Below are 12,878 nucleotides of genomic sequence, written 5' to 3' on the forward strand. Positions count from 1 at the left end.
CGCCGAAGCGAGCCCGTATTCACCTTTAACTGCTTGTTTATTCGCCGATTTGCCCGCGCTTGTCACACCCTTTTTGTCATTGCCGCCGCATGGCATTCGTCAATAAGCTTTCACTAATATGCGCGTTCATTAGTGTTTGCTTATATTATGATCTCGCTATGCGGAAATGAGAAACTTCAGACTGCGAAGATGCCTTACGCGAATCCTGCTCACCAGCCAGGTGAAGTTCGCTACGGCACCCGACTGCCGCTCTTGGGTTCAAAAATCCAAGCCGTCCGCGCGGTGCAAGGATCCCCCTGTTGAAAAATTGCCCGGATGGCAGCTTTTCACCTGCCCCCGCAAGTCGCCATGACCAATGCGGAGTCCCGACTCGGCGGCGGCCCCCATTTCATTCTCTGCGATCCTGGGGCGTCGATCCATTGGGTGGACTGGCCGAACCACCGGCGCAAGCGGAGAACGCGTTCGCCCGTCGCCCTCCGCGTCGGGCGCTCAGTCGTCTGAACCACTTTGGGAAACGCTGAATTACCCGCGCCTCGCGCAGCGCGCCACGGCGGCGCCGTCTACCGGATAAGAAACCCAAATAGGGCGCCGCATCACAAAGTGCGTTCGACGGTCGCGGGTCGCAGCCGTCGGCCCGCGGTCGATGGATTGAATCTCTTGCGGAATCGCTTGTCGTTGATCAGGGGTACGCGCTCGGCGGCCATGGCAACCCCTGGCGAAGCAAAGGCCTTAACGAGGCACCAGGCCGCTTGCCGAGGTGTCTCGACATAGGCGAATGGCACTGCGGCCGGCGGCCGAAAAAGGGGCGGTTCGCGCCATTGGCGCAGACACCCGGCTGACGCCATTCTCAATATATGCGTAACCATCTTGACATTATCGGCGAATGCCTTAGATTATGCGGCAGTCGACTTGGATTCGATTCAAGATCACGGCTGACCCGCGCAATACCATACCAGTGTAGGAGATTGATGACGTGGAATACGCTAACCTTAGCGTCGATGAGATCCAGCAGCAGCTTCAGAAGCTTCAGCAGAGTCAGGCGGACCTCGAGCGGGCGCTCGAAATCCGTCGACAAGAGGCAAAACACGAGGTCGCCCAAGAGGTGAAGGACATCATCCAGCAGCACGGCTATGAGCTGAACGAGATCCTACCCCTATTGACGACTCGGCGCCGACGGTCTTCTTCTGCGTCGAAGGCGGCCCCTTCCCGGCCCTATACTCAGTATGTAGATCCGGAAAACCCGAAGAACGTCTACGTCCGCGGGGTAATCCCCGGTTGGATGAAGCAGAAGATGCAGAAGCAAGGCTATGATCCGACCGTGAAGGAAGATCGGGACGCCTTCAAGGCCAATTTCCTGAAGGCCGTCGAGGGCTGACTCGCCGCGACGCCGGCACGATCCCGGAGTTGATCGCGGAAGCCGACCGCCGGTCCGACATCGCCCTCTGACTTCGGGGCACTGGAGTCACCGTGCCGATTCGGCCGACGCACCGCCCGACTACGGGGGATCGGCGCGGCGAGAAACTCGGTGCTCGGGTAGCCGCAGTCCTTCGAGTTGTCGGAAGCGCCTCGACAACGGTCTTGCAAAGGGACGCTCGAAGGGTCGCCCCGGGGGCGATTCTTCGAGATGCGGAGGAGAAAGGACGCAATCCGCGCGGCGCCGCGTGCACCGTGCGCGCCAATAGAAAAACCTGGCCACCCGTATCTCGCAAGGGCACCGCACCCGCTTCGACCTCGAACGGCGGCCGACCGCTTCGCCATCGATTCCATTCATCGCGCTAGCGAAGCGTTTCGCGGTGCAGTCCGTCATTACGCGCCCCCGCCAAACCCAGCGCCCGGAGCCGACCGACTGGCCCGACCGGCATCCTGTCACGCCCTCTAGGGGACCTTGAACCTAAGAACGGCAGTTGAGCGCTTCATCATGGATCGAAGTCGTTGAAAGCGCAAAGAGGCTTTACGTGAGCCCTGCTCACCCGCTCGGTGAAGGCCGCTGCGACGCCCGATGCCCAATGCACGCCCCGTGCGGCGCCCAGCGGTGTTAGAAGTCGTTGCAATCGCTTGGCGATTGCGCCTGCCCGTGCCTTGCCGGAAACCCGCGCGGCGCACCTCGGGCACCGCCCATCTGCCGCTATTAGATTGAGAAGTTGCCATCCGGGCGACTTTTCGAGACGCGGAGCGAAAAAGCGGTTTCCGCTTCGCGTCTCGAGCGCTTGCCCGGACGGCAGTTCGTCAAGCTCCCCCGAAGGCGCCTATCGGCGCGGGGGCGACCGGTTCCATTCGCCAGACGTCGCGGTTGTACTCGGCGATCGTGCGATCGGACGAGAAGCGGCCGCTGTGCGCACAATTGAGGATGCTCATCCGCAGCCAGCGCTCCTGATCGCGGTAGGCGCGGGCAGCCTGCTCCTGCGCCCGGACGTAGCCCGGGAAATCGGCCGCCGTCATCCACGGGTCTTGCGGACTGCGGATCGAGTGGATGATCGCATCGAAGATGCCGGGCTCGAACTGATTGAAATGCCCGCTCTCCAGTAGATGCATCACGTCGCGCAGTTGCGGATCGCTGGCGATGATGGCCCCGGGATCGTAGTGCGAGCGCAGCCCCTCGACCTCCTCGGCCGTCAGGCCGAAGAGGAAGAAATTCTCGTCGCCGACCTGTTCGCGGATCTCGATGTTGGCGCCATCCAGGGTGCCGATCGTGATCGCGCCGTTCATCATGAACTTCATGTTGCCGGTGCCCGAGGCCTCCTTCCCGGCGGTCGAGATCTGCTCGGAGAGGTCCGTGCCCGGGGCGATGACCTCCATCAGCGAGACGCGATAGCCGGGGATGAAGGCGAGCCGCAGCCGCCCCTCGGTCGCCGGGTCGGCATTGACGACATTGGCGACATTGTTGATCAGCTTGATGATGCTCTTGGCCATCGTGTAGCCGGGGGCCGCCTTGCCGCCGATGAGCACGCAACGGGGCGTCCAATCCTCGGTATCCCCCTGCTTGATCCGCAGGTAGAGGTGGATGACGTGCAGGACGTTCAAGAGTTGGCGCTTGTACTCGTGGATACGCTTGACCTGGACGTCGAACAGGGCCTCGATCGGGAAATCGACGCCACACTCCTCTTGGACCAGGTCGGCGAGCCGCTGCTTGTTACCCTGCTTGATCGCCTGCCAGCGTTTGCGGAAGGTCGGATCCTCGGCGTAGGGCACGAGCCGCGCGAGCCCATCGAGTCGGTGAATCCAGCCGTCGCCGATCTCGTCGTTGAGCAGGTCGCGCAGGGCCGGATTGCATTGCGCCAACCAGCGGCGCGGCGTCACGCCATTGGTCTTGTTGTTGAACTTGGCCGGCCAGAGCTCGTAGAAATCGCGAAACAGGCCCCCGCGCAACAGCCGGGAGTGCAGCTCGGCGACCCCGTTCACCGAGAAGCTCCCGACGATCGCGAGAAAGGCCATGCGCACCTGCGGCTCGCCCCCCTCTTCGATCAGCGACATCCGCTGCTGGCGGCCGAGATCGCCTGGCCACCGCGCCGCGACCTCGCTGAGGAAGCGGGCATTGATCTCGTAGATGATCTCCAGCAGCCGCGGCAGTAGATTCTCGAACAGCCGCACCGGCCAGCGCTCCAGCGCCTCCGGCAGCAGCGTATGGTTCGTATAGGCCATCGTGCGCGTCGTGATCGACCAGGCCGAATCCCATTCGAGGCCGTGCTCGTCGAGCAGTTGGCGCATCAGCTCGGCGACCGAGATCGCCGGATGGGTATCGTTGAGCTGAAAGCAGTTCTTGTCCGCGAAGGTCGAGAAGTCCGAGCCGTTCAGGCCGGTCCATTCGCGGATCACGTCCTTGATGCTGGCGCTGGCGAGGAAGTACTGCTGGCGCAGGCGCAGTTCCTTGCCGCATTCGCTGGCATCGTTCGGGTAGAGCACCATCGTGATGTGCTCGGCGTTGTTCTTCTGCGCCACCGATTCCGGATAGCTCCCGGCGTTGAACTCGCGCAGATCGAACTCGTCGGTGGCGGCCGCCCGCCAGAGACGCAAGGTGTTGATGGTGTCGTTGAGATAGCCTGGGATCGGCGTGTCGTAAGGCACCGCGAGGACGTCCTGGGTATCGACCCAGCGCGCCCGCGTGCGCCCGTCGCCATCGCGATAGAATTCGGTGCGCCCGCCGAATTGGATCCTTTGCGTGTATTCCTGGCGCTCCAGCTCCCACGGGTTGCCCTCCCGCATCCAGTGGTCGGGCTCCTCGACCTGGTAGCCGTTTTCGATGAGCTGGCGAAACATCCCGTATTCGTAGCGCAGGCCATAGCCCTTGACCGGCAACTGCAGGGTCGCGCACGAATCGAGGAAGCAGGCGGCCAACCTGCCCAGGCCGCCGTTGCCCAGGCCCGCATCGGACTCGTTGTCGGCGACCTCCTCGAGGAGCAGCCCGAGGTCGAGCAGGCCCCGCTCGACCGCGTCGCGCAGGCCCAGGTTGAGCATCGCATTGCCGAGGGCCCGGCCCATCAGGAATTCGAGCGAGAGATAATAGGTGCGCTTGCTATTGGCCTGGTCCTGGGCCTGGCGGGTCCGCTTCCAGCGCTCGGCCATCCGGTCGCGCAGGACGATGGCCAGGGCCAGGTAGGTATAGTAGGCGGAGCGGCTGTCGCGGTCGCGCCCGAGGGTATAGGCGTAGTAGCGTTTGAAGTCCTCGGCCAACCCGGCGCTGTCCATCGCCAGCGGGGGCAGGTCGAAGAGGCGCTCGTTGGGTTGGCTTTTCGTCAGATCGAGAAAGGGCGACATAGGGAAAGATACCTGGGCGACGTGAAGGGGAAGGCGAGAGGCGGCATCTTAGCAATGCGGCAGGTGTCGACCAACTCGCTGCGCGGAACGACCCCGACCCCGCCGGCAGCGGCATGGGCGACGGGGCGCGCAGACGCCAGCGGGACCGACCTAGCTGGTCGACGAGCCGAGTTGCTCCAAGGCCTCGCTCACCTCGAGCCAGTCCGTCTCGACGTCGACCAGTTCCTCGTCGACGCACCGCTTCTCCTCGAGCAGCGCGAGCAGTCGCCCCTTGGCCTCGGGGGCATAGAGGTCGGGGTCGGCGAGGCGGCGCTCCAGGTCCAGGCGGCGCTCGCTCAGCCCGGTCAGCCGCGCGTCCAGGTCCTTGAGCCGCCTCTTCAGCGGTTGCAGCCGCTGGCGGGCGAGCGCGTCCTGCCGGCGCTGCTCCTTGCGGGAGCCGCCATCGCGATCCGGCCCTCCGGTGGAGCGCTCGGCCGCGGCGCGATTGGCGAGCCAGGCCGGATAGTCGTCGAGATCGCCGTCGAAGTCGGCGATCCGGCCACCGTCGACCAATAGCAGCCGATCGGTCGTGATGCGCAGCAGGTGCCGATCGTGCGATACCAGTACGAGCGCCCCGTCGTAGCCCTGGAGGGCGGCGGCCAACGCGTGGCGCATCTCCAGGTCCAGGTGGTTCGTGGGTTCATCGAGGAGCAGGAGACCCGGTCGTTGGCGCACGAGGAGGGCGAGGACCAGCCGCGCCTTCTCCCCGCCGGACAGGGGCGCGACCGGCGCCAGGGCGCGATCGCCGGCAAAGCCGAAGCCGCCGAGGAAGTCGCGCAGTTCTTGCTCGCTCGCCCGCGGATCAAGGCGTTGCAGGTGCACGAGCGGGCTGTCGTCCGGTCGCAGCTGGTCGACCTGGTGCTGGGCGAAATAGCCGATCCGCAGCCCCTGGGCCGGTTCGCGCCGGCCGGCCAGCAGCGGGATGTGATCGGCGAGCAGCTTGACCAGCGTCGACTTGCCGGCACCGTTCGGCCCGAGCAGGCCGATCCGGTCACCGGGGACGAGGCTCAGGTCGATGCCGGAGAGGACGGGCCGGGCGTCATAGCCGGCGACCGCCTCCTCCAGACGCAACAGCGGGTGCGGCAGGGTCCCGAGCGGCGGAAACCCGAAGCGGAACGGCGAATCGACGTGGGCCGGGGCGAGCTGCTCCATCCGCTGGAGGGCCTTGATGCGGCTCTGGGCCTGGCGCGCCTTCGTGGCCTTGGCCCGGAAGCGCTCGATGAACTGATGGATTTGGGCGACCTCGCGCTGCTGGCGCTCGTAGGCCGCCTGCTGCTGGGCGAGCCGCTCGGCGCGCTGGCGTTCGAAGGCCGAGTAGTTGCCGGCATAGAGCTGCAGGCCCCGGCCTTCGATGTGCAAGGTCTGGTCGACGATCGCGTCGAGGAAGTCCCGGTCGTGGGAGATCAGCAGCAGGGTGCCGGGATAGGTGCGCAGCCAGCCCTCGAGCCAGATGACGGCATCGAGGTCGAGGTGATTGGTCGGCTCGTCGAGCAACAGCAGATCCGAGCGCCCCATCAGGGTGCGGGCGAGCGCGAGGCGCATCCGCCAGCCGCCCGAATAGCTGTCGACCGACCGCTGCTCGTCGCCCGGCGCGAAGCCGAGGCCGTGCAGCAGCCGCGCGGCCCGACTCGGTGCACCGTACCCGTCGATGGCCTCCAGGCGACCGTGCAGCTCGGCGACGCGCACGCCGTCGGCGGCGGCCTCGGCGGCGGCGAGCTCGGCCTCGATCCGGCGCAACTCCTGGTCGCCGTCGAGGACCAGCTCGATCGCCGGGCGCGCGCCGCTCGGCGTCTGCTGGGCGACGTGAGCGACCCGCCAGGCGCTCGGCACCAGGGCCTCGCCGGCATCGGCGTGGAGCTCGCCCCGCAGCAACGCGAACAGGCTCGACTTGCCGCAGCCGTTGGCGCCGACGACGCCGACCTTCTGGCCGGGCGGGATGCGCACGCTGACCGCCTCGAGCAGGAGTTGCCCGCCGCGGCGCAGGCTCAGATTCTGTAGCTGGATCATGTCGCGATGGGAAGGGGCTCGGGTGCTGTCGTCAATGGCCGGGGCGCCGATCGAGGCGGCGATAACCGATCGCCTCGCTCAGGTGCGCCGCCGCGAGGGACTCGCTCGCGGCCAGATCGGCGATCGTGCGGGCCACCTTGAGGATGCGGTGATAGGCGCGCGCCGACAGCCCAAGCCGGTCGGCGGCCCGACGGATCAATCTGCGGCCCTCCTCGTCGAGGCGGCAGAAGCGCTCGACCTCCGGTGGCCCGAGGTCGCCGTTGGCCTTGCCGCCACGGGCGAGCTGCCGCGCGCGGGCCGCCACCACGCGGGCGCGCACCGCGGCGCTGGTCTCGCCGGCCGCCCCATCGGGTGCGCCGAGCTGCGCCGTCGGCAGCCGTGGCACCTCGACGTGCATGTCGATGCGATCGAGCAGCGGCCCCGAGACCCGCGCCCGATAGCGGGCGACCTGCTCGGCGCTGCACCGACAGCGCCCGCTGTCGTCGCCGAGATAGCCGCACGGACACGGATTCATCGCCGCGACGAGCTGAAAGCGCGCCGGGAACTCGGCTTGGTGGGCGGCGCGCGAGATGTGGATCCGACCCGACTCGAGCGGCTCGCGCAGGACCTCGAGGACCCGCCGGTCGAACTCCGGCAGCTCATCGAGGAACAGCACGCCAAGGTGTGCGAGCGAGACCTCGCCCGGACGGGGGCTGGTGCCGCCCCCGACCAGGGCGACGCCCGAGGCCGTGTGGTGGGGGGCGCGGAAGGGGCGCACCCGCCAGCGGCGCGGATCGAAGGGCTCGCGCCCGCTCACCGAGCGGATCGCCGCGCTCTCCAGGGCCTCGGCCTCCGTCATCGCCGGCAGGATGCCGGGGAGCCGGCTCGCGAGCATCGACTTGCCGGTCCCGGGCGGCCCGATGAAGAGCAGACTGTGCCCCCCGGCCGCGGCGATCTCCAGTGCCCGCTTGGCCTGCGGCTGACCGCGCACGTCGGCGAGGTCCGGGGCCTCGCCGGGGGACGACGCGACAGGCTCGGGCCGGTGGCGGGGCAGCGCCGCGCGGCCGTTCAGGTGCTCGCAGACCTCGAACAGGTGCCGCGCGGGCAGGACCACGAGGTCCGCCCCGACCAGGGCCGCCTCGTCGGCGTTCGCCTCGGGCAGGATCAGGGCGCGGCCGGCCGCGCGGGCGGCGAGGGCCGCCGGCAGGACCCCGGTCACCGGACGCAACGCCCCCGACAGGGCCAGCTCGCCGATCAGCTCGTGGCCCTCGAGGGCCTCCGTGCGCAGCTGTCCCGAGGCCCCGAGGATGCCGAGCGCGATCGGCAGGTCGAACCGACCGCCCTCCTTGGGCAGGTCCGCCGGGGCCAGATTGACGGTCACCCGCCCAGCCGGGAACTCGAAATGGCCGTTCAGGAGCGCACCGCGCACCCGATCCTTGCTCTCCCGGACCGCCAACTCGGGCAGGCCGACGATCGACATGGCGGGCAGTCCGCCCGAGAGATGGACCTCCACCGTCACGGCCGGGGCCGAGATCCCCTCGCGCGCCCGGCTGTAAAGGACGCAGAGGCTCACGCCCGAGGCGGGTCCGCCTCCGTCGCCGCACCGCGCTCCAGCTCGGCGACCCGCGCCTCGAGGGCCGAGAGCTTCGCGCGGGTCCGGGCGAGGACCGCCGCCTGCACGTCGAATTCGGCGCGCGTGACCAGATCGAGCCTCGCCAGGCCGGCCTCGAGGCTCGCGCGGAGGTTCTTCGTCATGTCTTCATGGAGCAGATGCAGCCCCTTGGGCAGGCTCCCGGCCAGCCGCTGGGCGAGCTCGTCGAATTGTTTCGGGTCCAACATCATCAGGTCTTCCACGGCAATGGGTGGCTATGGCGACCCTGGCAACGACATCGGCCCCGTTGCTCCAAAGAGCGCCGGGGCCTGATCGATACGAGGCGTCGCGTGCTGGCTTGAGCGCCCATTATATGACGATGCGACCCGCAGGTCCCGGCGCGATTCGCACCAAAAAGGCGCAAAGGCCTCGCTCGGCAGCGACGATCGTGCCCCGTTGCTGTGCGCGACGCCAGCGCCCTGCACGCCACAAACCGCAACAATCGTCGCCTTTTGATCACACCTCGTGGTTGGCATGATGCCTGCATTTCCTGTCGCCGAGGGCTTGACCCCAGACTCGGCCGGAATCCACCGACTCCCGCCGACGAAAACCACGGCATCCATCCTATCAAGAGGTATCCATCGCGATGACTGCTAGGCCACTTGTCTCAGCCTGCGCGACGTCTTCCCTGCTGGCCGCGGCCCTCGTCGCGGCGGCGCCGGCCTCGGCCGACGCGCCCTACAGCCTGAGCGCCAACATCGGCGCCGTCTCCAACTATCTCTGGCGCGGCACGACCCAGACGGATGACGGCCCGGCCATCCAGGGCGGTGTCGACTTCAGCCACGAGAGCGGCTTCTACGCCGGGACCTGGGCCTCGAACGTGGATTGGGGCGACGGCGGGCCGAACTACGAGCTCGACCTCTACATGGGCTACGACTTCACGCTCCCGGACGAGAATGCCAGCCTCGGCATCAACACCATCTACTACGCCTATCCGGACGCCGACGGCGCCGTCGACTTCTGGGAGATCGGCCTCTCCGGCGGCTATCGCTTCTTCTCCGCCGGGATCCAATACACGGTCTGGGGCGACGATGACAACGACGGCACCCTCTTCGACCAAGGCGATATCTATTACTACGCCGGGCTCGACCTGCCGCTGCCGCAGGAGTTCGCACTGAGCGTGAAGTTGGGCTACTACGACTTCGACAACGACCAAGTCGATGTCAGTGAATGTTCCGGGTCATGGCTTTCGTGTTGGTTGTTCCCCCCCGCCCCAGATCTGAAGAGCGCCGATTACTTGCATTGGGGCCTGACGATCAGCCGCGAGGCCGGAGACTTCGGCACCTTCAGCTTCAACTACGACCAGAACGACGGCGGCGGTGGTAGCGACGTCTGGGACGACGACGCCAAGGTCTGGATCGGCTGGAACAAGGAATTCTGACCGGGCCGCCCGCCGCCGCGGCGGGCGGCGATCGCGCATCCCCTCAACCACGGAGCTTTCGACATGAAGCTAGTTGCAGCCGTCATCAAGCCCTTCAAGCTCGACGATGTGCGCGAGGCCCTGGCCGACATCGGCGTGTCGGGCATCACCGTCATCGAGGTCAAGGGCTTCGGTCGCCAGAAGGGCCACACCGAACTCTATCGCGGCGCCGAGTACGTCGTCGACTTCCTGCCGAAGATCAAGATCGAGATCGCCGTCGACGACGCGCTCGTCGACAAGGTGATCGAGGCCATCAGTGGCGCGGCCCGCACCGGCAAGATCGGCGACGGCAAGATCTTCGTCTTCGACCTGAGCCACGTCATCCGCATCCGCACCGGCGAGACCGGCCCGGATGCGCTCTAAATCGCGACCTCGAGGAGAGCGAGAGATGATCGATCGATTGATACGGCGGGGTGTCGCCCCCGTGCTGTTGGCCCTGGCAGCCCTGCTGCCGACCCTCGCCTTGGCCCAGGACACGCCGACGCTCGATACCGGCGACACGGCCTGGATGCTGGTGGCCACCGCGCTGGTCCTGTTCATGACCCTGCCGGGCCTGGCCCTCTTCTATGCCGGCATGGTCCGCGCGAAGAACGTCCTGTCCGTCCTGATGCAGTGCTTCGCGATCGCCTCCCTGATGAGCCTCCTGTGGGCCATCTACGGCTACTCGCTGGCCTTCACCGACGGCGGCGGCCTGAACGACTGGGTCGGCGGCCTGTCGAAACTCTTCCTCGCCGGCGTCACCGTGGACGCCGTCTCGGGCAGCATCCCCGAGTCGCTGTTCATGGTCTTTCAGATGACCTTCTTCATCATCACCCCGGCGCTGATCGTCGGCGCCTTCGCCGAGCGCATGAAATTCTCGGCGATGCTCTGGTTCATGGCGATCTGGGGCACCCTGATCTACATCCCGATCGCCCACTGGGTCTGGGGCGGCGGCTGGATCGGCGGCATGGGCGCCCTCGACTTCGCCGGCGGCACCGTCGTGCACATCAACGCCGGCATCGCCGGTCTGGTGGCGGCGCTGGTGTTGGGCCGACGCAAGGGCTACCCCGGGACCGCGATGCCGCCGCACAACCTGGGGTTGACCGTCGTCGGGGCCTCAATGCTCTGGGTGGGCTGGTTCGGCTTCAACGCCGGCTCGGAGCTGGCCGCCGACGGCACGGCAGCGATGGCCATGGTCGTGACCCAGATCTCGACCGCCACCGCGGCCCTGACCTGGATGTTCCTGGAGTGGCTGCGCCACGGCAAGCCCTCGGTCCTGGGCATCGCGACCGGCGCGATCGCCGGCCTGGTGGCCATCACGCCCGCCTCCGGCACCGCCGGCCCGATGGGGGCGATCGCGATCGGCTTCGGCGGCGCCTTCTTCGCCTTCATCGCCTCGACGATGGTCAAGCGCTCCCTCGGCTATGACGACTCGCTCGACGTCTGGGGCGTGCACGGCATCGCCGGCATCGTCGGTGCGCTCCTGACCGGCGTCTTCGCCGACGCCAGCCTGGGCGGCGCGGGTCTGGCCGAGGGCATGACGATCGCCAGCCAGGTCTGGGTGCAGTTCGTCTCGATCCTCGCGACCCTGATCTACGGCGGCATCGGCAGCTTCGTCATCCTCAAGGTCGTCGACTGGACGATCGGCCTGCGGGTGACCGAGGAGCAGGAGACCGAAGGCCTCGACATCGCACAGCACGACGAACGCGGCTACATCCTCTAGCCGCCCCCGACGGCGACCGGGTGCAACACCCGGTCGCCGTCTCCCCCTCGATCGCCCGCTCGCCCGTGCCGCCGACGCGCGCGGCGACCCTCCGAAGGACGCCCGCTCGGGCAGCGCTCAGCGACGGTACATGAATTCCGGGATCGCGAAGGCCGCGCGGTGGATCGCCGCGTTGTAGTAGCGCGTCGCGAAGGCGCGCGCCGCGACGGCCTGCTCGCGGAAGCCCTCGATCGGGCCGTCCTTGCAGGCGAGCATCGCGCTCCACCAGCCGGACGGGTAGATCGGCTGCGGGAAGAACAGGCTCTTCACGTCGACGAACCCGGCCCCCTGCATCGCCTCGCGCATCTCCGCCAACAGCCGCTGGTGATAGAGCGGGGATTCGCTCTGCTGGATCAGCAGCCCGCCTGGGCCCAAGGCCCGCCAGCAGTCGGCGTAGAAGGCGGCCGAGAAGAGCCCCTCGGCCGGGCCGACCGGGTCGGTGCTGTCGACGATGATCAGGTCGAGCGCGCCCGGCGGGGCGGCGCGCACCCAGGCGATCCCGTCGTCGAACAGGAGCCGGGCGCGCGGGTCGTCGTTGGCGCTCACCAGTTCGGGGAAGTATTGCTCGGCCAGGCGCGTGACGCGCTCGTCGATGTCGATCTGCACGGCCTCGACGACCTCGGGGTGCTTGAGGACCTCGCGCAGGGTCCCGCAGTCGCCGCCGCCGATGATCGCGACGCGACGCGGCGCGGGATGGATGAACAGCGCCGGGTGGGCCATCATCTCGTGGTAGATGAAGTTCTCCCGATCGCTGACCATGGTGCAGCCATCGATCACCATCAGGCGGCCGAAATCGGTCGTCTCGTAGATGGCGATGGTCTGGTACGGCGTGCGCTCCTCGTGCAGCTTGGCGCGCACGCGTAGCGAGAAGGCGCTGCCGTCGCGGTTGTGGATCTCGGTAAACCAGGCGTTCTGCTCGAGCATGGGGGTCCCCGGGGGCGGAAGGGTCATTGTGGATAGCGGTCGTCGAGGTTCGCCGGGCAGAGGACCTCGCGCATGATGCCGATCAGATCCAGCAGCTGATGGTTGCGGATCCGGTAGAAGATGCGGTTCGCCTCCTTGCGGGCGACGACGATGTTCTTGTTGCGCAGCTGCTCCAGGTGCTGGGAGATATTGCTCTGCGAGGTGCCGGTGCGCTCGACGATCTCCCCGACCGAGAGTTCGCGATCGCCGAGCGAACAGAGGATCTTCCAGCGCAGCGGATGGGCCATCGCCTTCAGGGCGTTGGCCGTCAGGGTCGTGCTCTCGTCGTCGTCGATCGGCACCTCGGGCGACTCGGACATGGTCGG

Annotated in this window: 10 protein-coding genes; 4 read left to right on the forward strand and 6 right to left on the reverse strand. The window is 67.3% G+C overall.

Going from position 1 to position 12,878, the window contains the following annotated elements:
• The first annotated feature begins 973 nt into the window (after positions 1-973).
• On the forward strand, positions 974-1,375 hold the full coding sequence (locus tag CKO41_RS12770) for an H-NS family nucleoid-associated regulatory protein (protein WP_200250670.1): 402 nt from the start codon (positions 974-976) through the stop codon (positions 1,373-1,375).
• 851 nt (positions 1,376-2,226) lie between these two features.
• Here CKO41_RS12770 and CKO41_RS12775 read toward each other — a convergent pair.
• From CKO41_RS12775 to ubiK, 4 genes are all read right to left on the reverse strand, one after another.
• On the reverse strand, positions 2,227-4,752 hold the full coding sequence (locus tag CKO41_RS12775; protein WP_200250669.1) for a glycogen/starch/alpha-glucan phosphorylase: 2,526 nt from the start codon (positions 4,750-4,752) through the stop codon (positions 2,227-2,229).
• Positions 4,753-4,902: 150 nt separating this feature from the next.
• Positions 4,903-6,798: an ATP-binding cassette domain-containing protein gene (locus CKO41_RS12780; protein WP_200382564.1), complete on the reverse strand. Its 1,896-nt coding sequence runs from the start codon at positions 6,796-6,798 to the stop codon at positions 4,903-4,905.
• A gap of 31 nt (positions 6,799-6,829) precedes the next feature.
• Complete coding sequence (locus CKO41_RS12785; RefSeq protein ID WP_200382565.1) at positions 6,830-8,350, reverse strand: YifB family Mg chelatase-like AAA ATPase; 1,521 nt, start codon at positions 8,348-8,350, stop codon at positions 6,830-6,832.
• A complete protein-coding gene (ubiK, locus tag CKO41_RS12790) occupies positions 8,347-8,616 on the reverse strand; it encodes a ubiquinone biosynthesis accessory factor UbiK (RefSeq protein ID WP_200250674.1) in 270 nt (89 codons plus the stop codon). The genes CKO41_RS12785 and ubiK overlap by 4 nt, the downstream gene beginning before the upstream one ends.
• Positions 8,617-9,014: 398 nt before the next feature.
• Between ubiK and CKO41_RS12795 the strand changes: the two genes are divergently transcribed.
• The 3 genes from CKO41_RS12795 to CKO41_RS12805 all read left to right on the forward strand — a co-directional run bounded on the left by CKO41_RS12795 (position 9,015) and on the right by CKO41_RS12805 (position 11,550).
• The gene (locus CKO41_RS12795; protein WP_200250666.1) at positions 9,015-9,809 is read left to right on the forward strand and encodes a TorF family putative porin; all 795 of its coding nucleotides are present in this window, start codon (positions 9,015-9,017) and stop codon (positions 9,807-9,809) included.
• Between the two features lie 63 nt (positions 9,810-9,872).
• The gene (locus tag CKO41_RS12800; protein WP_200250664.1) at positions 9,873-10,211 is read left to right on the forward strand and encodes a P-II family nitrogen regulator; all 339 of its coding nucleotides are present in this window, start codon (positions 9,873-9,875) and stop codon (positions 10,209-10,211) included.
• A 25-nt stretch (positions 10,212-10,236) separates the two neighbouring features.
• Positions 10,237-11,550 carry an ammonium transporter gene (locus tag CKO41_RS12805; protein ID WP_200382566.1) on the forward strand — a complete coding sequence of 438 codons (1,314 nt, stop codon included), beginning with the start codon at positions 10,237-10,239 and terminating at the stop codon, positions 11,548-11,550.
• A gap of 117 nt (positions 11,551-11,667) precedes the next feature.
• On the opposite strand, the gene speE is transcribed toward CKO41_RS12805, so the two are convergent.
• Together speE and CKO41_RS12815 are read right to left on the reverse strand one after the other, a co-directional pair.
• Complete coding sequence (gene speE, locus CKO41_RS12810; protein ID WP_200250660.1) at positions 11,668-12,513, reverse strand: polyamine aminopropyltransferase; 846 nt, start codon at positions 12,511-12,513, stop codon at positions 11,668-11,670.
• A gap of 23 nt (positions 12,514-12,536) precedes the next feature.
• On the reverse strand, positions 12,537-12,872 hold the full coding sequence (locus CKO41_RS12815; protein WP_200250658.1) for an ArsR/SmtB family transcription factor: 336 nt from the start codon (positions 12,870-12,872) through the stop codon (positions 12,537-12,539).
• Positions 12,873-12,878: the final 6 nt, after the last annotated feature.

The organism is Thiococcus pfennigii (assembly GCF_016583835.1).
Lineage (GTDB): Bacteria > Pseudomonadota > Gammaproteobacteria > Chromatiales > Chromatiaceae > Thiococcus > Thiococcus pfennigii.